The sequence below is a fragment of the Pseudomonas frederiksbergensis genome, from assembly GCF_003732665.1.
Lineage (GTDB): Bacteria > Pseudomonadota > Gammaproteobacteria > Pseudomonadales > Pseudomonadaceae > Aquipseudomonas > Aquipseudomonas frederiksbergensis_G.
The window spans coordinates 183121-205921 of the sequence record NZ_MOBP01000004.1 but is presented as its reverse complement, the minus strand read 5'-3'; the positions used below and the strand labels follow the sequence as shown (position 1 = coordinate 205921).

The window sequence follows — 22801 nt, the reverse complement described above, 5'->3', positions numbered from 1 at the left end:
CCAAATCCGTGTGAGACGGTTCAGCACGCCACGCCGGACAAAAGCCCAAGCGCCTTGCGCTTCAGAATGTCGAGATCCAGCACCGGCACCCACATCTCCTTGGCCAGTTCATCCCACTGCCGCATGCGCAAACTCACCGCACACAACGGATCACGCTCGAAGGCCTCGGCTTCGGCCGGCGTCATCACACCGCCCTGATATTCCAGGGTCCGGCGACTGGCTTCGCTCAAGCGCTCGTAGTACCCAGGCTCTTTCAGCGTCAGATATCGCTTGGCCTGCACGTGGTACTCCACCAACCGCGCCATGCGCTCGCTGAAACCGGCGCGGCGCAGGTAATCCGCACCGAGGCGTTCGTGGCTGACCACGCCATAACCGCCCATGTTCTCGGCACTCTCGCTGCAGATGTGCCCGATATCGTGAAAGAACGCCGCCAACACCACTTCGTCGTCGAAGCCTTCGGCCATCGCCAGCTCAGCGGCCTGGGACATGTGCTCGATCTGCGACACCGGTTCGCCGATGTAGTCGCTGTCGCCAAAACGCTCATAGAGCGCAAACACCTCGGCGACCACTTGTTCATTGCCTTTCATCATGGCGCCCCCAACAACTGCGCCACGTTACGTTCGGCCATCGCCGGCCCGACACTCATGCCCACGCCGGTGTGCATCAGCGCCACGCTCACCCCCGGTTGCGGGCGCAGGAACGAAAACGGTCCCGGCCCCTTGGAACCATAGACACCCTGCCAGCGCTCGATCACCTGGATCTTGCAGCCCAAGGTCTGTTCGGCCAGTTCAATCATCCAGTCGTCCACCTGCTCGGCGTTGAACGGTGACGGATCGCTGCCGTAATGGTGGGAATCACCGATGATCAACTCACCATATGGCGTCGGGCTGATCAGCAGGTGAATGCCGTTGTCATGCAGGTGCGGCACGTCGCGCAGGATTTGCGCCTGCACCGCGGCGGCCTCCGGCAGGTCGGCGAATGCGCCGTAGTGCACGCAACTCAATCCGGTGAGCAACGCATGTTGCAGATTCAAATCGATTCGCGGCCGGGCCCGGAGCATTTGCAGGCGGCAGATTTGCGGGTTGAGCGCGGCAATCGGCTCGGCGAGCAAGGTCTGATAATCGTGGCCGGAACAGACGATGATCTGCCCGGCGCTGAAGCTGCCGGCGGTGCTGTGCAAGCGACCGGGTTCGATGTCGCGCACCAGGGTGGAAAAGTGAAACTCGACGCCGAGTTCGCGACGCAGGTAATCGATCAGCGCCGGAATCGCTTCGCGGGAATACAGTTGCTGATCGTCCAGGCCATGCAACGCGACGCGGTGATGGCTGAACTGGCCGCCGTACAAGTCGCGCAATGCGGCACCGCGCAGCAGTTCGACGTTGTAGTTGTGTTCCACGGCGCGGCCGTTGCAAAAGGCTTGCAGCAGGTGCTCTTCGGCTTCGGTGCGGGCGAACAGGTACGAGCCGTTGCGCTTGAGTTGCAGGCCGGCGACGTTGGCCCAATGACCCCAGATGTCGCGACTGGCCTTGGCCAATTCGAGCATTGGGCCGGGTGGCTGGCCGGTGACCAGAGCCTGGCCGAAGTTGCGGACCGAGGCGCCCAAAGGTGTTTCGCTGCGTTCGAAAACGGTGACCTTGAGACCGCGTTTGGCGGCGGCGTAGGCGTGGGACAGGCCGAGGATGCCGGCGCCTACGATCAGCATGTCTTGGTGTTGTGTCATGGGGTTTTGTCCTGAATGACAGACCGCTTTCGCGAGCAAGCCCGCTCCCACAGGGGATTTGTGGTGATTCACAAATCTTCAGCAACTTGCCGATCGAATGTGGGAGCGGGCTTGCTCGCGAAGAGGCCCTGTCAGCCGATGAAGAGCTTACTTGGCAACCACTTTCTCGGACTTGCCGTCATAGCGCTTGCGCCATTCAGTCAGGATTTCGTCACGATTCTTCGACGCCCAGGCAAAGTCGTTCTTGATCAAACGCTGCTCGTAATCCGCCGGCAATTCGGTCTGCGGCTTGGCAATGCCTGGCGAAGCGAGAACCGCGAAGTTCTCTTTATAAAGTTCCATCGCCGCCGGGCTGGCCGAGAAGTCCGCCAGTTTCTTCGCCGCGTCTTCATGGGCGGTGCCCTTGATCACCGCGGTGGCTTCGATCTCCCAGCCCAGGCCTTCTTTCGGCAGGATGATGTCCAGCGGCGCGCCCTGGCGCTTCAGCTGAACCGCCGGGTACTCAAAGGAAATACCAATCGGGAATTCCCCGGAAGCCGCGAGTTTGCAAGGCTTGGAACCGGAGTGAACGTACTGGCCGATGTTCTGGTGCAGGCCATCCATGTAGGCCCAGCCCTGCTTCTCGCCGAAGGTTTGCAGCCAGGCGCTGACATCGAGGAAACCGGTGCCGGACGAGGCCGGGTTAGGCATGACGATCTTGCCTTTGTACTCAGGCTTGGTCAGGTCTTGCCAGCTCACGGGTTTGGTCAGGCCCTGCTTTTCGGCCTCGACAGTGTTGAAGCAAATGGTCGCGGCCCACACGTCCATGCCGACCCAGGCCGGCGGGTTGGCGGCGTCGCGGTAGTTGCCGCCGATCTTGGCCAGATCCTTCGGCGCGTAGCTTTGCAGCATGCCTTGCTGATCGAGGATCGCCAGGCTCGACGCCGCCAGGCCCCAGACCGCATCGGCTTGCGGGCGCTCTTTCTCGGCCAGCAACTTGGCGGTGATGATCCCGGTGGAATCACGCACCCATTTGATCTCGACGTCCGGGTTGGCCTTTTCGAAGGCGTCCTTGTAGGTCTTCAGTTGTTCGGCTTCGAGGGCGGTGTACACCGTCAACTCGGTTTTCGCCGCGAAGGCGTTCAGGCTGAAAGCCGTGAGGACAGCAGCGGCCAGGGCCAAAGGCTTGAACATGATGCGGTTCCTTTTATGGGGACAGATTTATTTATTGAATCAGTTGCCAGGCGCGGTCTGCCGCCAGGCCTGGGAGCGGCGCAGCAAACCGCGCGAAGCCCAGGCCAGCAGCAGGGACACGCCCGCCGAGGTGAACAGAATCAAAGTGGACATCGCCGCCGCGCCGCCAACGTTGCCGGCGTCGTCCATGTTCAACACCGCCACCGCCGCGAGGATGGTGTCGGGGCTGTAGAGGAAGATCGCCGCCGAGACGGTGGTCATGGCCGAGACGAACAGGTAACGCACGATGTCCAGCAGCGCCGGCAGGCAGATCGGCACGGTGACCCGCAGGTAATGCCGATACAGCGGCGCCTTGAGCGACAGCGCGGCGGCTTCGAACTCGGCGTCGAGTTGACGCAGCGCGGTGGTGGCGGTCATTTGCGCGGTGGTCAAATAGTGAGCAATGGTGCAGACCACCAGCAACGTCATGGTCCCGTAGAGCACGTGCAGCGGATTGCCGCTGAGGTTGAAGAAGAAGACGTAACCCAAACCCAGCACCAGCCCCGGCACCGCCATCGGTACGAAACTGAGCATGCGCAAAGTCAGATTAAGTCCGCGCTGGCCCTTGGTTTTCTCCATCAGGTAAGCGCCGGTGAAGATCAGCACGCTGCCGATCAACGCCGTACATAACGCCATCTTCACGCTGTTGCCATAGGCCAGCCAGCCGCCGCCCGCCGTGTCGTTGAACTGGTAATGGTTGAGCGACATCGACAGGTTGTACGGCCAGAATTTCACCAGCGACGAGAACACCGCCATGCCGAACACCAGCAGCAACACCGCGCAGATCAGCAGCACGATGGCCAGGTAGCAGCCGTCCCGCAGTTTCGACGGCGCCGGTTTGAACACTTGCGCCCGGCCACTCATGGAGTCGCCGTGACGCCGACGCAGCCAGGCATCCACTCCGAAGCTAAACAGCGCCGGCAGCAGCAACACCATGCCGATCAACGCGCCGCGACCGAACTGTTGCTGGCCGACCACGGCTTTGTAGGCTTCCAGCGCCAGCACCTGATAGTCGCCACCGACCACCACGGGCACGCCGAAGTCGGTAATGGTCAACGTGAAGACTAAACAGAACGCAGCGAACACGGCCTGACGCGTCGCCGGCCAGGTGATGCTGCGGAAGGCTTTGGCCGGACTGGCGCCCATGCTTGAAGCCGCGTCGAACAATCGCGCATCCGCCAACGAAAGCGCCGACAGAAGAATCATCAAGGCGTGTGGGAAGGTGTAAATCACCTCACCCAGAACAATGCCCCAGAAGCCGTAGATATTGTCCGAAAGCAAACCGCGCAACATGCCCTGGTTGCCGAACAGATAAACCAGCGCGATCCCCGGCAGCATCGACGGCGCCATCAGCGGCAACAACGACATGCCGCGCCAGATCCCTTTGCCCGGAATCAAGGTGCGCTGCAGGGCGTAGGCAAACAGGTAGGCCAGCGGTACGACAATCGCCGCGACGCTGAGGGAAACCTTCAGGCTATTGCCGAGCAACCAGTGGAAATTCTCGCTGGTCACCAACTCACGGGCAGCCACCAGACCGCCGCCCTGTCCGGCTTCAGAACTGAAACCGCGCCAGAAGATCGCCAACAACGGCATCAACACCGCGACACCGAGCAGCACCAGCAAAAGCAATTTGCCGCCGACCACGAACACCCGATCACCGATCTCGGCCCGGGAGGTCTGCCGAACCTGCTTGTGCGGTATCGGCAGCGCGAGGTTCGCGCTCATCAGGCAAACACCTGCAGGCTGCGGGGAGGCAACGCGACCATGATGTGCTGGGCGCCGAGGCGCGGCATGGCTTCCGGGGCGAGTTCCGCCAGCAAGGCGTGGCCCGGCAACTGATCGAGCTCGAAGCTCATGCGGCAGCGGTTACCGAGGAAGGTGATTTCGCGAATCTTGGCCGGGAACAGGTTTTCCTCATGCACCACCGGGTTGACGTTGATCGCCTCCGGACGGCAGAACAAACGGCCCGATGCAGTTTTCGCGCTGCCGTCGGCCAGGCGCATGTTCATGCCACCGACCTGGGCGTGGCTGTCGCTGCTGCGACGAAACGGCAACCAGTTGCCCTGACCGACAAACTCCGCCACGAACGGTGTGGCTGGGCGATCGTAGATTTCCTGCGGCGTGGCGTACTGCTCGACCTTGCCGTTGTTCATCACGGCGATGCGATCGGCCATCAGCATGGCCTCGTCCTGATTGTGGGTGACCATCAGGGTGGTGACGCCGAGGTTGCGCTGCAATTGGCGCAGCTCGGTGCACAGATGCTCGCGGACCCGGGCGTCGAGGGCCGACATCGGTTCGTCGAGCAACAACAACGAAGGCGCCGGCGCCAGGGCACGGGCCAGGGCCACGCGTTGTTGTTGGCCACCGGACAATTGGCCGGGGTACTTTTTCTCACTGCCGAGCAGGCCGACCAGTTCCAGCATCTGGCCGACACGCTTGCGCACTTCATCGCGACCACTGCCGGCGAGGCCGTAGGCAATGTTCGCTTCGACGGTCAGATTGGGGAACAGCGCGTAGGACTGAAACAGGATTCCATAGTCCCGGGCTTGCGGCGCCAGGTGGGAAACGTCGCGATCACCGAGGTACAACTCGCCGCTGTCCTGTTTCTCCAGACCGGCGATGCAGCGCAGCAAGGTGGTTTTGCCACAACCCGACGGGCCCAGCAGACACACCAACTCACCGGCCGCCACGTCGAGGGAAACGTTATCCAGCGCAGTGAACGCGCCGAAGCGCTTCTGCACGCCACGCACCTTCATGGGCGCGCCGGGGTTGGTCAGGGCAGTTGCGATCGAGTGGTTCATGGACAGACCTCATCAAGCAGATGAGGCCCTTCCTAGGTTTGTAATGCGTCCGTCATGTGGCAGTGAGGCAAAAACGGTTGATAGTGGTATTGGGGGATTTGGGTTGGGATATTTGTTGTCTGGTCTGGCGCCTTCGCGGGCAAGCCTCGCTCCTACAGGTTGATCGCATTCCCCTGTAGGAGCGAGGCATGCCCGCGAAGAGGGATTCAAGGTTTGGGAAGGTCCATTTTATAGCCGGCCCCGGGCGCACCTTCGTGCATCGCCGCTTGAATGTCTGCATACAAAGCGTTCGCCTCAGCCGTCGTGATTGATCGCGAGCAGTCTCGCAGCACTACGCGCAGCAGGACATTCTCCTGGCCCGGCAACAGACCGAGACGTTCAATTGCCTGCCCGGGTAAATCGGAGAACCCCCAACGCCCTTTGACCTGCATTTCTTCAATCCAGTCAGAGCAATCACCGGCTGCCTGCAACATCCTTTCGGTTAAGACTTCCTCACTCAACCCCGGCGTTACCGCTAACGAGATGTCACGAGCAATCGACGGCAAACGTGATACCGGAGTCCATGGGTTCAAATCATGCATTTGCGCCTGTACTCGCACATTTTGATCGCGCAACAAGCGGATATCGGGAATGCCTTTGCGCAGCATGGTCAAACGATCCAGCCCCATCCCGAGCGCCAGTCCCCCATGTAGCAACGGATCTATCTTCAAGCGTTCTAACAAAGATTTCGCAATGCGACCGCACTCCAGCACCTCGACCGGCGCGCCGTCATTCAACAAATTCACCTCGATTCCGCCCTCCGTGTAGTGATGCGGACTGTCGCTGTAGACCCACGGTTTATCAGGAACGGCGGATTTCAATATGTCGCTGACCAAACGCAACAGATGCTCATGCGTGGATAGTTGCGGATCACCCAGCACCCAGATATCCATTTGGTGCGGTTCCGCGCAATGCCACCTGTCCCGACTATCGCGACGGAAAGTGATACCTGGCGCGGCCAGCAAGATCATCTCACCCGGTCGCCGCAACTCGGCTGCACGCTGAAGCGCCACCGGAATCTGGCTGGTGGTTTGTGTCCGCAACAAAGAATACTCGTCGACCCATCGAGTGTGCTCACTACCAAGTGTGACTTCCGACGGGTCATAACCCAGCAACCCGTAATTTTCCTCGGCGGACACAATCCGCGGCCCCGTTTGTATTTTCGCTTGGGGCCAGCCTTTTTCAGCGAGTCCTTCAAGGATTTCATTGAGCATCAAACGGACGGCGTGCTCAGGCGCGCCCGGTTCGGTTAGATCGACCAATAAAAGGGCTTGGTGGACAGACGTATCATCCAAATATTTCTTTGATGCGTGCACTCTGCAACCCTCAATCTGTAGTTGGATATTGAGCCAAAAAAAAGCCAAGCCCATAAATAAACCTAACGACGGAAGATCATCGAGCGCAATCATAAAAATCAAAACAGCAAAATTTCAGAACAAGACTACAGGCATAACTTACATAAATAACCCGCTGAACTTACCAAAAATCGCGACAGTAGAATTCATTCTAAAAACCGCCTAACAAACCATTTAACACGTCCAAAAAATCTGTATTAATAACTCCACTCCCAAGTACTTCCGGGAGCAACAAAAATCAAAAAATGAAAAAGGAAGCTCAAATGAAAACTAAAAAGCTCGTCAAATACAATCTTAATCGGATCACTTCCGGGCCGGAAAACTTTGGGTGGGCGCCGCTGGCATGGGCTCATACTGATGAGTAAATAACACCCATGCGCGGTAAACATCTTGCCGCGCATTGGGAATCTGGAGATATTTATGTCATCCGCTAATATGATATCGACGCTCTTCGGCAATGAAAAATTTTCGATCATTGCGGACTCTAAGGAATTCCTCGGAGAATGCGAGCACTTAGGCTTCTATACAGCCCACATTTCAGAATTAAAAAACCTACCCAAAAACAGTATTATTTTTTCTTTTAGCAATGACGCTGCAAAAATAACGTTTGAGCTAGCCAAAAAGACAGAAAACAAGAAAAGCATTTTCTGCGCGACTCAAGTGTTCGAACCCTCTGTAGCGAACGCGCTCTATAGCTTGAAGCTTTTGCTTAGCAGCAATTTCGAACACGCTTTGAGCACGCAGCGTTCGGTGTTAAATATGCTCAACTCAAATGAATCATTTGTTCTTTCAGGAAACGAAGCCAACGCACAGGTCACGCTTTTACCGCATGCGCAACCGTACGCCCTACTTACAGAGGATGTATCAGGCAACTTTATTCAGTCGGTAGCGGAGTTTTTTGAAGTTCATTATGCGCACATGAACTCACAAGAGCCTTGCCCCTTTTCATTTAGCGGCACGCTGAAGATAGAAGGAATACTAACGGTACTGAGAAAGCATCATCCGGGACTACCAGAGGGCCTTAAAATCTCACTTAACTGGTTAAGTGATCGCATATCCCAAGACAATGCAATTTTATCTGTCACCGACAACATCATCACCTCCCTAAAAACAAACAGCGAGGAACATATAAAACTTCTGGATCTTGCGACTGGCGCTCGAGGGCTAAAACTTACAGAGTTTGCGATCGGGGTAAACGACTCTATCGCACCAAATATTGATTACCAAATAAACTCACAAATGAATGAAGGTATAAGCGGAGTACATGTGGCTATCGGCGATGGCTCTTCCGGGTATCACATAGACTTCCTTAGTCCTGCTGTAACCGTACGCCCGATACATTAAAAACATCATTCATAAAATCCAAGGTTAAAGCGTGTGCTCGCCGATCGCTCCCACGCTCTGCTCGGGGCATGCGCCCGGGACGCTCTGGGCTCCAAGAGCCGAACGCGGAGCGTCCGTTGAGGCATTCTCACGTAGAGCGTGGGAATGATCATTAGGCCGGGGCCATTTCCTGCGCCAACCCCAAAAACGCAGCCGGCAACCGCGCGCCTTTGCGTTCCTTGAGGCAATACAAGTACTCGGGAATCTGCGGCGCATTCTCGATGGTCAGCACCCGCAGCTGCGGATCATGGGGCACTTCCTGGCGGGCGATGATGCTGATGCCGATATTGCGCAGCACCGCTTCGCGAATCGACTCGCGGCTGCCAATCTCCAGCAACGGCCCGAAACTCACCCCGGCGCTGGCCAGCAACTCTTCGGTCAGCCGCCGCGTGGTCGAGCCCGATTCGCGCATCAATAAGGTATGCCCGGCCAATGCACTGAGCGGCACATGATCGTGCACCGCCAGCGGATGATTGCGGTGCACCGCCAGCACCAGCGGATCGCTGCCGAGCACCCGGCGGATCAGCCGCGCATCGTCGAGCAACTGCGAGGATGCAGCAACGTCGACCCGGTAATCCTCCAGCGCTTCGAGCACTTGCTGGGAGTTGCCGATTTCCACCGACACTTCCACCTGCGGCAAGCGTTCACGGAAGGTCTTTACCAGGTCGAGGATGTAATACGGCGCCGTGGCGGCGATGCGCAACGTGCCCTGGACCTGGCCGCTGTTACGCAGGAAAAACTCGATGTCGGCCTCCTGCTGCAACAGGGTTTTGACCATCGGCAGCAACCGCGCACCCTCATCGCTGACGCTGAGGCGGCGGCCGCCACGGTAGAACAGTTCAACCGAGTACTGGCTTTCCAGGTTGCGAATCTGCGTGGTCACGGTGGGCTGGCTCAGGCCGAGCTTCTTCGCCGCCAGGGTAATGCTGCCCAGACGGGCCACCATATAAAACGCCTTCAGCTCGGCACTCAGCACACCCTTCCCTCATCGTTTATTTGCGCAGCAGGCGCAAACCGTTGAACACCACCAACAGGCTCACGCCCATGTCAGCGAACACCGCCATCCACATGGTGGCGATCCCGGCGAAGGTTACCCCAAGAAAGATCACCTTGATGACTAACGCGAGGGCGATGTTCTGTTTCAGGATGCTGGAGGTCTGCCGCGACAGGCGAATGAATGTCGGGATCTTGCGCAGATCATCGTCCATCAGGGCGACATCGGCGGTTTCGATGGCGGTATCGGTGCCCGCCGCAGCCATGGCAAAACCGATCTCGGCCCGTGCCAATGCCGGAGCGTCGTTGATGCCGTCGCCGACCATGCCGACGTTATGCCCTTTCGCATAAAGCGCTTCAATGGCTTGCAGCTTGTCGGTCGGCAGCAGGTCGCCCTTGGCTTCGTCGATACCGACCTGAGCGGCAATCGCCTGGGCGGTGTGGACGTTGTCGCCGGTGAGCATCAGGGTTTTGATGCCCAGGTCGTGCAGTTGCTGGATCGCTTCGCGGCTGGACTCTTTCACCGTATCCGCCACGGCGAACAGCGCCAACGGGCCGGATTTGTCGAGCAGCAGCACCACGGATTTGCCTTGTTTCTCCAGGGCGAACAGCTTCTCTTCCAGTTCTGGCGAGCAGAGGTTCAGCTCTTCCACCAGACGATGGTTGCCCAAGTGATAGACCTGACCGTTGACCTCACCGCGCACCCCGCGACCGGCCAGTGCTTCGAAGTTATCCACAACCAGCGGCGCGAATTTTTTATCCACCGCCGCGTTGGCGATGGCCAGGGACACCGGGTGATCGGATCGACCGGCCAGCGCAGCCGCGATGGCCGGGGCTGTTTCATCAGCCGTCGGGTCGAGGGACAGGTAATCAGTCTGCACCGGTTTGCCGTGGGTGATGGTGCCGGTCTTGTCCAGGGCCAGGTAATCGAGCTTGTAACCACCCTCCAGATACACGCCGCCCTTGACCAGAATCCCTTTGCGCGCCGCTGCCGCGAGGCCGCTGACGATGGTTACCGGCGTCGAAATCACCAGCGCACAGGGGCAAGCGACCACCAGCAACACCAGTGCCCGGTAGATCCAGTCGAACCACACCGCGCCCATGAACAGCGGCGGAATCACCGCCACGGCCAAGGCGAGGACAAACACCGCCGGGGTGTAGATTTTCGAGAACTGGTCAACGAAACGCTGGGTCGGCGCCCGTGCGCCTTGGGCCTGTTCCACGGCGTGGATGATGCGCGCCAGGGTCGAGTTGTTGGCCGCAGCGGTCACCGTATACTCCAGCGAGCCTGCCTGATTGATGGTGCCGGCGAAGACTTTATCGCCCACAGTCTTCTCGATCGGCAGGCTTTCACCGGTGATCGGCGCCTGATCGATGGTGGACGTGCCGGAGACGACTTCACCGTCGAGGCCGATGCGCTCACCGGGACGTACCCGTACCCGGGCGCCCAGTTCGATGCTTTTCACATCCTGTTCGACCCAATTGCCGTCAGCCTGCTGCACCGTGGCCTGTTCCGGGGTCATCTGCATCAAACCGCCGATGGCATTGCGCGCGCGGTCCAGGGATTTGGCTTCGATCAACTCCGCCACGGTGAAGAGGAACATCACCATCGCCGCTTCTGGCCACTGACCAATCAGGATTGCGCCGGTTACGGCGATGCTCATCAGCGCGTTGATGTTCAGGTTGAGGTTCTTGAGGGCGATCCAGCCTTTTTTGTAGGTGGTCAGGCCGCCGCTGAGGATCGACACCAGCGCGATGATCGCCACCACCCAATTCGGTGCGGCGTTGGTGAAGTGGATGACTTCAGCCGCCAGGGCACCCACGCCGGACAGCGCCAGGGGCCACCAGTGCTTCTTCTCGGCGGCTGGCGCGGGGGCTTCAACACCTTTTTCCAACGGCTCGGCCACCATGCCCAGCGACTTGATCGCCTCGATGATCGGCGCCGTGCTTGGCAGGTCGTGGGTCACGCCCAATACCCGGTTGATCAGGTTGAATTCCAGCTGCTGCACACCCGACAGCTTGCCCAGTTTGTTCTGGATCAGTGTCTGTTCGGTCGGGCAGTCCATCGCGTCGATGCGGAAGCTGCTCAGCCGCGCGCCGTCGGTCGGCTTGTCGCTCAACTTGATCAACGACGGTGCTGTCACTTTGGAGGAACAGCAGGAATCCCCGTGGCCGCCGTGATCGTGCTTTTGTACAGGCTGCAGCTTGTGGCTGTGATCATGATCGTGATCATCTTCGGGTTTGTGGGTGTGAAGTGAATCGCTCATCGGGTCGCGTCCATGAAGGTGCCTGTTGCCAAGTAAAGACCCTGTAGCCACTATAGGGTCAAGCAACCTTTTGGAGATTGTCGTGATGAAGATCGGAGAACTGGCCAAACTGACCGACTGCGCCGTGGAAACCATCCGCTACTACGAGCGCGAAAGCCTGCTGCCAGAGCCCGCCCGCAGCGACGGCAACTACCGCGTCTACACCCAGGCCCACGCCGAACGCCTGACGTTTATCCGCAATTGCCGCACCCTCGACATGACCCTCGAAGAAATCCGCAGCCTCCTGGCCCTGCGTGATAGCCCGCAGGATCAGTGTGAAAACGTGAATGCGCTGATCGACGAACACATACACCACGTCAAGGCACGGATCGATGGCTTGTTGGCGTTGCAGACACAATTGCTCGACCTGCGCCAACGCTGTGGCGAAGGGCCGAATGTCGATCATTGTGGGATTTTGCAGCGGTTGGAAGTGAGTGGCGGGGTTGTGGCGACGGATGTTGAGCATTCCCATGTGGGCCGTAGCCACGGCCACTAAGACCACCGCAAAACCAAATGTGGGAGCGGGCTTGCTCGCTCCCACATTAGAACTGCGGTCGTTCTTTAGACCGCCATCGGCGCGGTCATCGGCGCGTGGTGCTGATAACCCTCAAGCGAGAAATCGCTCGGTTCGATCAACTCCAGCCACTCCGGCTGGTACACGCCCGTCTCGGCAAATGCCGGCACACGATCACTGATCACCAGTTTCGGCATCGGGAACGGCTCACGGGTGAGTTGTTCATTCAGCATGTCCAGGTGGTTTTCGTAGACGTGGGCATCGCCGATGAAATAGGTGAACCAGCGCGGCGTGTAGCCGGTCAGGCGCCCGATCAGGCTCAGCAGCGCGGCGCCTTCGGTGAGGTTGAACGGCGTGCCCAGGCCCAGGTCGTTGGAGCGGATGTAGAGGGTCAGAGAAATCTCTTTGGTCTCGACATTCGGGTGGAACTGGTAAAGCAGGTGGCACGGCGGCAGGGCCATTTCATCGAGCTGGGCGACGTTCCAGCCATGGAACAGAATCCGGCGGCTGCCCGGGTCCTTGATGATGGTGTCGACGCATTGGCGAATCTGGTCGATTGCCTTGTACAGCACCACGTAGGCCTGGCCGTCCTCTTCGCCTTCGGCAATCTGGCGATAGCCTTGGCTCAACGTCTGCTCGATCGCGGCTCTATTGCTGACAGGGATCTGCTTGTACGCCGGCCATTTACGCCATTGCACGCCGTAGATTTCGCCGAGGTCGTCTTCGCCCTGGCGGAACGGGTTGGCCAGCCATTGCGCGTTTTCGTTGGCGTTCTGGTCCCAGACCTTGCAGCCCAAGGCGCGGAATTCGGCGGCGTTATTCACCCCGCGCAGGAAACCGCACATCTCGCCGATGGCGGATTTGAAGGCCATCTTGCGGGTGGTGATCGCTGGAAAGCCTTCCTTCAGGTCATAACGCAGCATCGCGCCAGGAAAGCTGATGGTGTTCACGCCGGTGCGGTTGGCTTGTTTGGTGCCGTTCTTGATGACGTGGGCCACCAGATCGAGATATTGCTTCATGGGTTACCTGTGTCCTTGAACCCGGGAGCCGTCGCCCCCGGGATTCGAATTTATACGGCCGCCGCTGGCGCCGCCGGGGCGCGGTGATACGCCAGCCAGATCAGGAACAGACCGGCGAGCACCATCGGTACGCACAAGACCTGACCCATGGTCAGCCAGCCCCAGGCCAGATAGCCCAGTTGCGCGTCCGGTACGCGGACGAATTCGACGATGAAACGGAAGATGCCGTAGAACAGCGTGAACATGCCGGACACCGCCATGGTCGGTCGCGGCTTGCGCGAGAAAAACCAGAGAATCACGAACAATGCCACGCCTTCCAGCGCGAACTGGTACAGCTGCGACGGGTGACGCGGCAACTGCGCCGGGTCGCTGAACGGCGGGAAGATCATCGCCCATGGCACGTCGGTCGGCTTGCCCCACAACTCGGCGTTGATGAAGTTACCGATGCGCCCGGCACCCAGGCCAATCGGCACCATCGGAGCAACGAAGTCCATCAACTGGAAGAACGACTTGTTGTTCTTCTTGCCGAACCACAACGCCGCCAGCATCACGCCGATAAACCCGCCGTGGAACGACATGCCGCCCTTCCACACTTCGAAAATCAGCGTCGGGTTGGCCAGGTAGGCGCTCAGATCGTAGAACAGCACGTAGCCCAACCGCCCGCCGACAATGACCCCCATCGACAACCAGAAGATTAGGTCGGAGAGTTTCTCCTTGCTCCAGGTCGGGTCGAAGCGGTTCAGCCGCCGGGACGCCAGCAGCCAGGCGCCGCCGATGCCGATCAGGTACATCAGGCCGTACCAGTGGATTTTCAGCGGACCGATGGCCAGGGCCACCGGGTCGATCTGCGGGTAAGGCAGCATTGCGACTCCTCGTTAGAGTTGAAACCTTCAAAATTCCCGGGGGACGTTGCCACCTCAGGATTAAGCCGGGATTGTCAGAGCAGGAAATTCAGGCCGACGCAGAACAGCAAAGCGGCGAACAGTCTTTTGAGCAAGCGCGGCGACAAATTGTGCGCCAGTCGCGCGCCGAAACGGGCGAAGAACATGCTGGTCAGGGCGATCCCCAGCAGCGCCGGCAAATAAATAAAACCGAGACTATGGGCCGGCAGCAACGGATCGTGCCAGCCCAGAATCATGAAACTTAATGCACTTGCCACCGCAATCGGCAGGCCACAGGCCGACGACGTGGCCACCGCTTGCTGCATCGGCACGCTGCGCCAGGTCAGGAACGGCACGGTCAGCGAGCCGCCGCCAATCCCGAAAATCGCCGAGGCCCAGCCAATCACGCTCCCGGCCACGGTCAGACCGACTTTGCCCGGCACCGTTCGGCTGGCCTTGGGTTTGAAGTCCAAGGCGAGCTGAACGGCGACGATCAGCGCGAATACGCCAATGATCTTCTGCAAATGTGGACCGGAAATCGCTTCGGCGGTCAGTGCGCCGAAACCGGCGCCGATCAGAATGCCGAGGGTCATCCAGGCGAAAATTGGCCAACGCACCGCGCCGCGACGGTGATGCTCACGGACCGCGTTTACCGAGGTAAAAATGATCGTCGCCAGGGACGTACCGACCGCCAGGTGCGTCAGGATCGAGGCGTCGAAGCCCTGCAGGGTGAAACTGAACACCAGCACCGGGACGATAATGATCCCGCCGCCGACCCCGAACAGCCCGGCCAGCACGCCCGCACAGGCGCCCAGCGCCAGATAGAGCAGAAATTCCATGGCCGTAGTCCCATGCGTCGCGAAAATAAGAGCGGCATGGTAACGGATGCATGGCCATAAGCTCCACTGGATGGCGATGGATGCGCGGGCAATGTCTGCGTAGAGTGAGCAAAAACACACAAGGACCACCTTATGTGCCTGATTGTTTTCGCCTGGCGACCGGGCCATGCCCAGCCGCTGATCGTGGCGGCCAACCGCGACGAATTCTATGCCCGGCCTACCCAACCCCTGGGGCAATGGGCGCATGCACCCCATGTCCATGCCGGTCGGGATCTGGAGGCCGGCGGCACCTGGCTCGGCGTGGGCGCCAACGGACGCTTTGCCGCACTGACCAATATCCGCGATCCCGGCCAGCCGGCGTCGCGCAAGTCACGGGGTGAACTGGTCGCGGGATTTCTCAGCGGCGAGATGTCGATTGATGACTATTTGAGCGACGTTGTTGCACGTTCGGCGGAATATGCCGGGTTTAACCTGTTGGTCGGCAATACCCACGAGCTGTGGCACTTCAATGCCCGGGATACCGAGGCGGTGATGCTGGCGCCCGGGGTTTACGGGTTGTCGAACGCGGGGCTGGATACGCCGTGGCCGAAAGTGCTGAAGGCCAAGGCTGCGTTGAGCGAATTGCTGGACGATCCCCGGCCTGAGGCGTTGTTGGCGATTTTGAAGGATTCAGCGACGGCGCCGTTGACGGAGCTGCCGGATACCGGGGTCGGGCTGGCCACCGAAACGTTGTTGTCGAGTGTGTTTATTGCCAGCCCGACTTACGGGACGCGGGCGAGCACGGCGCTGATCGTTTCGGCAGATGGGACGCGGCATATGGTCGAAAGGAGTTTCGGGCCGTATGGCGGGCATCTGGGGGAAGTGGAGATCAGGGTTTAGTTTTGTGTTGTCGGGTCTGACGCCTTCGCGAGCAAGCCCGCTCCCACATTGGAATGCATTTCAAATGTAGGAGCGAGGCTTGCCCGCGAAGGGGCCATCAGCTTTTTAAAGCGTCTTGACCGAAGCCGGATTAATCATCCGCGCCAACCCAAGGTTCTTCAGCGCCAATTGCAGCGAGCTGTGGATAACCTGCGGGTTGTCGATGGTCATCAGTTCCGCCAGCAATTCCTTGGCCTTGCTCAGGTTGATCTGACGCAGCATCCACTTCACCTTCGGCAAGTTGGTGGCGTTCATCGACAGGCTGTCGAAGCCCATCGCCATCAACAGCACCGCCGCTGCCGGGTCACCGGCCATTTCGCCGCAGATACTCACTGGCTTGCCTTCGGCATGGGCGTCACGCACCACGTTTTGCAGGGCTTGCAGCACCGCCGGGTGCAGGTAGTCGTAGAGGTCGGCCACCCGAGGGTTGTTGCGGTCCACGGCCAGCAGGTACTGGGTCAGGTCGTTGGAGCCCACCGACAGGAAGTCCACCATCCGCGCCAGTTCCTTGGTCTGGTACACCGCCGCCGGAATCTCGATCATCACCCCAATCGGCGGCATCGGCACGTCGGTGCCTTCGTCGCGGACTTCGCCCCAGGCCCGGTGAATCAGGTGCAGGGCTTCTTCGAGTTCATGGATGCCGGAGATCATCGGCAGCAGGATCCGCAGGTTGTTCAGGCCTTCGCTGGCCTTGAGCATGGCCCGGGTCTGCACCAGGAAGATTTCCGGGTGGTCGAGGGTGACGCGAATGCCGCGCCAGCCGAGGAACGGGTTGTCTTCCTTGATCGGGAAGTACGACAGCGACTTGTCACCGCCGATGTCCAGGCTGCGCATGGTCACCGGTTGCGGGTGGAACGCGGCGAGCTGCTCGCGGTAGATCGCCAGTTGTTCTTTTTCGCTCGGGAAGCGCTGGTTGATCATGAACGGCACTTCGGTGCGGTACAGACCGACCCCTTCAGCGCCGCGCTTCTGCGCCCGCGCCACGTCCGCCAGCAGGCCGGTGTTGACCCACAGCGGCATGCGATGGCCATCGAGGGTCACGCACGGCAGGTCGCGCAGCGTGTCGAGACCCAGGGCCAGTTGCTTCTCTTCCTCCACCACCTCGGCGAACTGCTTGCGCAATACTTCGCTAGGGTTGGTGTAGACCTCGCCCTTGGTGCCATCGACGATCAGGTCGATGCCATCGACCTTGGCATAGGGCAGGTCGACCAGGCCCATTACCGTCGGAATGCCCATCGCCCGGGCGAGGATCGCGACGTGGGAGTTGCCTGACCCGAGGACCGAGACCAGACCGACCAGCGTGCCTTCCGGCACCTCGCCGAGCATGGCCGGCGTCAGCTCTTCGCTGACCAGAATGGTTTTTTCCGGATAGACCAGATTCTGCTGACGCTCTTCCTGCAAGTAAGCGAGCAGGCGCCGACCCAGGTCCTTGACGTCCGACGCCCGCTCACGCAGGTAAGCATCGTCCATCAATTCGAAACGGTTGACGTGATCGGTGACCACCTGGCGCAGCGCGCCCTGGGCCCACTGGCCGGTCTTGATCACGGTAGTGACTTCGTTGCCCAGCGCAGCATCGTCGAGCATCATCAAATAGACGTCGAACAGCGCACGTTCTTCCGGGCGCAACTGGGTCGCGAGTTTGGCGGACAAGGCGCGCATGTCGGCGCGCACGCCTTCGATGGCGGTCTTGAACAGCCCGAGCTCGGCGTCGATGTCGGTGATGGTCTTGTCCGGCACCACATCCAGATCAGCCGGCGGCAGCATGACCACCGCCGTACCGACCGCCGCGCCCGGCGAACCCGGCACGCCGACGAACTTGGCCTCCTGGATGCCTTTGCCCTGGCGGCCCAGACCACGGATCGAACCGGTGGCCTCGGCGTGGGCGATAACGCCCGCCAGTTGCGCGCTCATGGTCACGAGGAAGGCTTCTTCACCTTCATCGAACTGGCGGCGTTCTTTTTGCTGAATGACCAACACGCCGACGACGCGACGGTGGTGAATGATCGGCGCCCCGAGGAACGAGGCGTAGCGCTCTTCACCGGTCTCGGCGAAGTAGCGGTAGCGCGGGTGATCCGCGGCGTTTTCGAGGTTCAGGGGTTCTTCACGCGTGCCGACCAGGCCAACCAGACCTTCGTTGGGCGCCATGCTGACTTTGCCGATCGAGCGCTTGTTCAAGCCCTCGGTGGCCATCAGCACGAAGCGGTTGGTTTCCGGGTCAAGCAGGTAGACCGAGCAGACCTGGCTGCCCATGGCCTCTTTGACGCGCAACACAATAATCCCCAACGCCGCCTTGAGATCCTTGGCGGAGTTAACTTCCTGGACGATCTTGCGCAGCGTATTGAGCATGGCTCGGGGTCGAACTCCGTCGTCAGTCGCGCGCTAAAAGGCGCGGGGCAAGCTCTTTGAGAGCGCGTCGATACACCTCGCGCTTGAATGTCACCACCTGGCCCAACGGATACCAATAACTGACCCAGCGCCAGCCATCGAATTCCGGTTTACCGGTCAAATCCATCCGCACCCGCTGCTCGTTGGAGATCAGGCGCAGGAGAAACCATTTCTGTTTCTGGCCGATGCACAGCGGTTGGCTGTGGGTACGGACCAGACGTTGCGGCAAACGATAGCGCAACCAGCCCCGGGTGCAGGCGAGAATTTCAACATCTTCGCGCTCCAGGCCGACTTCTTCGTTCAACTCGCGGTACAAGGCGTCTTCCGGCGTCTCCTGGGGGTTGATCCCTCCCTGTGGAAACTGCCAGGCATCTTGATTGATACGGCGAGCCCATAGCACCTGGCCGGCATCATTCGTGAGAATGATCCCGACATTGGGGCGGAAACCATCGGGGTCGATCACGGCAACAACCTCGCAAACGCATGTCGCCGCATTGTTCCACAAAGGTTGTGAGCGCAGCAACGAGCCGGCCTACCTTATGTGCACTCTTGTGAAAAGTACGTATTCTGGACGCCTTTCTACAGACTTTTCAGCGAGTAACTGCAATGCGGCTGGCTTTATTCGACTTGGACAACACGCTTTTGGGCGGCGACAGCGACCACGCCTGGGGCGATTACCTGTGCGAACGCGGCTTTCTCGACGCCGTGACGTACAAGGCACGCAACGATGAGTTCTATCAGGACTACCTGGCCGGCAAGCTCGATAACGCCGAATACCTGAATTTCTGCCTGGAAATCCTCGGCCGCACCGAGATGGCCACCCTGGATCAATGGCATCTGGACTACATGCGCGACTGCATCGAACCGATCGTGCTGCCCAAGGCCCTGGAACTGCTGGCCAAACACCGCGACGCTGGCGACAAACTGGTGATAATCACCGCCACCAACCGTTTCGTCACTGGGCCGATTGCCCAACGCCTGGGCGTCGAGACGCTGATCGCCACCGAATGCGAGGTGATCGATGGGCGCTACAGCGGGCGCAGCACCGACATCCCATGCTTCCGTGAAGGCAAGGTCACGCGGTTGAATCGTTGGCTGGAGGAGACGGGTCACTCGCTGGAAGACAGCTATTTCTACAGCGATTCGATGAATGATTTGCCGTTGCTGGAGCAGGTGACGCATCCGGTGGCGGTTGATCCAGATCCTAATTTGCGGGCCGAGGCTGAGAAGCGTGGTTGGCCGGTGATGTCGTTGCGCGACTGAAGATCAAAAGATCGCAGCCTTCGGCAGCTCCTACGGGTGTACGCATAACCCTGTAGGAGCTGCCGAAGGCTGCGATCTTTTCGGGTCAAACCGGCTTGGCGCCCATCAACCCCGCAATCGCGATCAAGCAGACAAAACTGAACAACGCCAAGGCAAAGGTAAATCTACCCGCGCCACCCGGCGCCGTGCGCAGCTTGTTGAGGCGCACCAGCAGCCAGAACCACGCCAGCGCCGCCACGGTGTAGAGCACGCTCGACGCCAGAATCCAGGTCTGCCCCAGCGGCCAGCCCACCAGATGCACCATCCACCAACCGGTGAACGGCATGCTCAGCAACGCCAGGCCCATCAGCAGCCAGACGAACACCCGTGGCCGCTGCAGCGTGCGGGCCGCAGCAGTTGCGTCGCCACTGCGCCGCGTTTGCCAGACCCATATCCCAAGGCCCAGCGCACAGCCCAACAATATTGCCGTCGCCGCGGTGTGCGCCATTTTCAGGGCAGCTAATGTCTCCATGGTTCGATTTCCTTATGAATTGCCCATCAGCGTAGCCCCTCAGCCAAGAAACAGCTTATAGGCCGGGTTGTCGCTTTCATCCCAGTACGGGTAGCCGATTTCTTCCAGCGCTGCGGGCACCAGATGACGTTCGTCGTGGGGCACTTGCAGGCCGGCGACTACCCGACCATCCGCCGCGCCATGGTTGCGGTAGTGGAACATCGAGATGTTCCAGCGCCCGCCGAGTTTGTTGAGGAAGTTGAACAGCGCTCCCGGACGCTCCGGGAATTCGAAGCGCAGGATCACTTCATCGACGACCTGAGCTGCGCGGCCACCGACCATATGGCGGATGTGCAGCTTGGCCAATTCGTTGTCGGTCAGGTCCAGCACCGGGAAACCCTGCTCGCTGAGGCTGGCGATCAGCGCACTGCGCGGGTCGTTGTCCGGGTGCGTCTGCACGCCGACGAAGATGTGCGCTTCGCTGCCGGTGTTGTAGCGGTAGTTGAATTCGGTGATCTGGCGTTTGCCGACGGCTTCGCAGAACGCCTTGAAGCTGCCCGGCTTCTCGGGGATGGTCACAGCGATGATGGCTTCGCGGCCCTCGCCCAGTTCGGCGCGCTCGGCGACGTGGCGCAGGCGGTCGAAGTTGACGTTGGCGCCGGAGTCGATGGCCACGAAGGTGTGCCCGGTGACGCCACGCTGCTCGACGTACTTCTTGATCCCGGCCACGCCCAGGGCGCCGGCAGGTTCGGTGATCGAGCGGGTATCGTCGTAGATGTCCTTGATCGCCGCGCAGATTTCATCGGTGCTGACGGTGATCACTTCATCGACGTAGTCTTTGCAGATATCGAAGGTGTGCTGGCCGATCTGCGCCACGGCCACGCCGTCGGCAAAGATGCCCACGGTCGGCAGAATCACCCGTTCGCCGGCGGCCATGGCGGCTTGCAGGCAGTTGGAGTCGTCCGGTTCGACGCCGATGATCTTGATTTCCGGGCGCAGGTATTTCACGTAAGCGGCGATGCCGGCGATCAGGCCGCCGCCGCCCACCGGGACGAAAATCGCGTCGAGACGGCCCGGGTGCTGGCGCAGAATCTCCATCGCCACCGTGCCCTGCCCGGCAATGGTGTGGGGATCGTCGTAGGGGTGGATGTAGACGTAGCCTTTTTCGTCGACCAGTTTCAGCGAGTAGGCCAGGGCTTCCGGGAACGAATCGCCGTGCAGCACCACTTTGCCGCCACGGGAACGCACGCCTTCGACTTTGATTTCCGGGGTGGTCTTGGGCATGACGATGGTCGCTTTAACCCCCAACACCTTGGCCGCCAGGGCCAGGCCTTGGGCATGGTTGCCCGCCGATGCCGTGACCACGCCGCGTGCGCGTTCTTCGTCGCTCAACTGAGTCAGCTTGTTGTAAGCGCCACGAATCTTGAACGAGAACACGGGCTGCAAGTCTTCGCGCTTGAGCCAAATACTGTTGCCCAGCCGCTCGGAGAGCTGGCGAGCAGTCTGCAATGGGGTTTCTACGGCAACGTCATAAACGCGCGAGGTGAGGATCTTCTTGACGTACTGTTCGAGCATCGGAAAGCATCACTGAGCGGGTTGGGCAGGGTCAAGGAGTCTAACCCGGCTTTTGCCTGAGCGACCACACTAAACAGGTGGTTTTAGGACTTGTAGGAGCGAGGCTTGCCCGCGAATGCGATCTTACTGCCAACATTTATGCTGCCTGTAACGGCCCCTTCGCGGGCAAGCCTCGCTCCTACAGGTAAGGGTCGCGGTTAGGGTTATGGGTTCCAGGTAACGGTCACTGCCTGCCAATCGGCCAATGACCTTCCCCGCCCCGAAGCCTATAATGCCGGCCTTTCCGTTCTCCCCTCGCCCGCTTCGGAGCCCGCATGACCCAGGATCAACTCAAACAGGCAGTGGCCCAGGCCGCCGTCGACTTCATCCTTCCGAAACTCGACGACAAGAGCGTCGTCGGCGTCGGCACCGGCTCCACCGCCAACTGCTTCATCGATGCACTGGCCAAGCACAAGGGCGCATTCGATGGCGCGGTCGCCAGTTCCGAAGCCACCGCCGCCCGCCTCAAGGGCCACGGGATTCCGGTGTATGAGCTGAACACGGTCAGCGACCTGGAGTTCTACGTCGACGGCGCCGACGAAAGCGACGAGCACCTGAACCTGATCAAGGGCGGCGGCGCGGCCCTGACCCGCGAGAAGATCGTCGCGGCTGTGGCCAAGACCTTCATCTGCATCGCCGACGGCAGCAAACTGGTGCCGGTGCTCGGTGCGTTCCCGCTGCCGGTGGAAGTGATCCCGATGGCCCGCAGCCACGTGGCCCGCGAACTGGTGAAACTCGGCGGCGACCCGGTTTACCGTGAAGGCGTGCTGACCGACAACGGCAACATCATCCTCGACGTGTTCAACATGCAGATCACCAACCCGGTGGAGCTGGAGACGCAAATCAACGCGATCGTCGGCGTGGTCACCAACGGCTTGTTCGCGGCGCGTCCGGCGGATTTGTTGTTGCTGGGCACCAGCGAAGGCGTGAAAACCCTGCGCGCAGAGTAATCCGCAACGCAGATAAACCTGTGGGAGCGGGCTTGCTCGCGAATGCGGTGGATCAGCCAACATCCTCGTTGATTGACACACCGCATTCGCGAGCAAGCCCGCTCCCACAGTTGTTTTTG

20 protein-coding genes are annotated in these 22801 nt (G+C 60.1%); 5 read left to right on the top strand and 15 right to left on the bottom strand.

Annotated elements, in window-relative coordinates; all coding sequences use genetic code 11:
* Window positions 1-20: 20 nt before the first annotated feature.
* From BK665_RS07010 to srmL, 6 genes are all read right to left on the bottom strand, one after another.
* On the bottom strand, window positions 21-587 hold the full coding sequence (locus tag BK665_RS07010; protein ID WP_123404108.1) for a phosphonate degradation HD-domain oxygenase: 567 nt from the start codon (window positions 585-587) through the stop codon (window positions 21-23).
* Window positions 587-1720 (bottom strand): TIGR03364 family FAD-dependent oxidoreductase, encoded by a 1134-nt coding sequence (locus BK665_RS07005; protein WP_123404106.1) that lies wholly within the window; start codon window positions 1718-1720, stop codon window positions 587-589. Before BK665_RS07005 ends, BK665_RS07010 begins: the two co-directional genes overlap by 1 nt.
* Before the next feature lie 147 nt (window positions 1721-1867).
* A complete protein-coding gene (locus BK665_RS07000) occupies window positions 1868-2893 on the bottom strand; it encodes a putative 2-aminoethylphosphonate ABC transporter substrate-binding protein (RefSeq protein ID WP_123404104.1) in 1026 nt (341 codons plus the stop codon).
* A gap of 39 nt (window positions 2894-2932) precedes the next feature.
* The gene (locus BK665_RS06995; protein WP_123404102.1) at window positions 2933-4657 is read right to left on the bottom strand and encodes a putative 2-aminoethylphosphonate ABC transporter permease subunit; all 1725 of its coding nucleotides are present in this window, start codon (window positions 4655-4657) and stop codon (window positions 2933-2935) included.
* Entirely contained in the window at window positions 4657-5733 is a 1077-nt protein-coding gene (locus BK665_RS06990) for a putative 2-aminoethylphosphonate ABC transporter ATP-binding protein (protein WP_123404100.1), read from the bottom strand. Before BK665_RS06990 ends, BK665_RS06995 begins: the two co-directional genes overlap by 1 nt.
* Before the next feature lie 206 nt (window positions 5734-5939).
* Entirely contained in the window at window positions 5940-7088 is a 1149-nt protein-coding gene (gene srmL, locus BK665_RS06985) for a PheS-related mystery ligase SrmL (RefSeq protein WP_123404346.1), read from the bottom strand.
* 459 nt (window positions 7089-7547) lie between these two features.
* Here srmL and BK665_RS06980 point away from each other — a divergent pair, with 459 nt between their 5' ends.
* Window positions 7548-8471: a CgnE/CgnB domain-containing protein gene (locus tag BK665_RS06980; protein ID WP_123404098.1), complete on the top strand. Its 924-nt coding sequence runs from the start codon at window positions 7548-7550 to the stop codon at window positions 8469-8471.
* 151 nt (window positions 8472-8622) lie between these two features.
* Here BK665_RS06980 and BK665_RS06975 read toward each other — a convergent pair whose 3' ends face one another.
* Window positions 8623-9486: a LysR family transcriptional regulator gene (locus tag BK665_RS06975; RefSeq protein ID WP_008026094.1), complete on the bottom strand. Its 864-nt coding sequence runs from the start codon at window positions 9484-9486 to the stop codon at window positions 8623-8625.
* A gap of 16 nt (window positions 9487-9502) precedes the next feature.
* Window positions 9503-11770 (bottom strand): heavy metal translocating P-type ATPase, encoded by a 2268-nt coding sequence (locus BK665_RS06970; protein WP_123404096.1) that lies wholly within the window; start codon window positions 11768-11770, stop codon window positions 9503-9505.
* A gap of 85 nt (window positions 11771-11855) precedes the next feature.
* On the opposite strand from BK665_RS06970, the gene cadR reads away from it, so the two are divergent.
* Entirely contained in the window at window positions 11856-12305 is a 450-nt protein-coding gene (gene cadR, locus BK665_RS06965) for a Cd(II)/Pb(II)-responsive transcriptional regulator (protein ID WP_123404094.1), read from the top strand.
* A 65-nt stretch (window positions 12306-12370) separates the two neighbouring features.
* Here the strand turns inward: cadR and BK665_RS06960 are convergent, their stop codons facing one another.
* The 3 genes from BK665_RS06960 to BK665_RS06950 form a co-directional block, all read right to left on the bottom strand.
* The gene (locus tag BK665_RS06960) at window positions 12371-13342 is read right to left on the bottom strand and encodes a thymidylate synthase (RefSeq protein ID WP_123404092.1); all 972 of its coding nucleotides are present in this window, start codon (window positions 13340-13342) and stop codon (window positions 12371-12373) included.
* A gap of 50 nt (window positions 13343-13392) precedes the next feature.
* A complete protein-coding gene (gene lgt, locus BK665_RS06955; protein WP_123404090.1) occupies window positions 13393-14205 on the bottom strand; it encodes a prolipoprotein diacylglyceryl transferase in 813 nt (270 codons plus the stop codon).
* A gap of 74 nt (window positions 14206-14279) precedes the next feature.
* Window positions 14280-15062, bottom strand: a complete 783-nt coding sequence (locus BK665_RS06950) for a sulfite exporter TauE/SafE family protein (RefSeq protein WP_123404088.1) — start codon at window positions 15060-15062, stop codon at window positions 14280-14282.
* A gap of 132 nt (window positions 15063-15194) precedes the next feature.
* On the opposite strand from BK665_RS06950, the gene BK665_RS06945 reads away from it, so the two are divergent.
* Window positions 15195-15941: an NRDE family protein gene (locus BK665_RS06945; RefSeq protein ID WP_123404086.1), complete on the top strand. Its 747-nt coding sequence runs from the start codon at window positions 15195-15197 to the stop codon at window positions 15939-15941.
* Between the two features lie 105 nt (window positions 15942-16046).
* On the opposite strand, the gene ptsP is transcribed toward BK665_RS06945, so the two are convergent.
* Entirely contained in the window at window positions 16047-18326 is a 2280-nt protein-coding gene (gene ptsP / locus BK665_RS06940) for a phosphoenolpyruvate--protein phosphotransferase (protein ID WP_123404084.1), read from the bottom strand.
* A 22-nt stretch (window positions 18327-18348) separates the two neighbouring features.
* Window positions 18349-18828 carry an RNA pyrophosphohydrolase gene (locus BK665_RS06935; protein ID WP_007897732.1) on the bottom strand — a complete coding sequence of 160 codons (480 nt, stop codon included), beginning with the start codon at window positions 18826-18828 and terminating at the stop codon, window positions 18349-18351.
* Window positions 18829-18971: 143 nt separating this feature from the next.
* On the opposite strand from BK665_RS06935, the gene BK665_RS06930 reads away from it, so the two are divergent.
* Window positions 18972-19628, top strand: a complete 657-nt coding sequence (locus BK665_RS06930; RefSeq protein WP_123404082.1) for a histidinol-phosphatase — start codon at window positions 18972-18974, stop codon at window positions 19626-19628.
* Window positions 19629-19713: 85 nt separating this feature from the next.
* Here BK665_RS06930 and BK665_RS06925 read toward each other — a convergent pair whose 3' ends face one another.
* Both BK665_RS06925 and ilvA read right to left on the bottom strand, forming a co-directional pair.
* Window positions 19714-20139: a DUF2269 domain-containing protein gene (locus BK665_RS06925; protein ID WP_123404080.1), complete on the bottom strand. Its 426-nt coding sequence runs from the start codon at window positions 20137-20139 to the stop codon at window positions 19714-19716.
* Between the two features lie 39 nt (window positions 20140-20178).
* Window positions 20179-21693, bottom strand: a complete 1515-nt coding sequence (gene ilvA, locus BK665_RS06920) for a threonine ammonia-lyase, biosynthetic (RefSeq protein WP_123404078.1) — start codon at window positions 21691-21693, stop codon at window positions 20179-20181.
* A 314-nt stretch (window positions 21694-22007) separates the two neighbouring features.
* Here ilvA and rpiA point away from each other — a divergent pair, with 314 nt between their 5' ends.
* The gene (gene rpiA, locus BK665_RS06915; RefSeq protein ID WP_123404076.1) at window positions 22008-22682 is read left to right on the top strand and encodes a ribose-5-phosphate isomerase RpiA; all 675 of its coding nucleotides are present in this window, start codon (window positions 22008-22010) and stop codon (window positions 22680-22682) included.
* Window positions 22683-22801 lie beyond the last annotated feature (119 nt).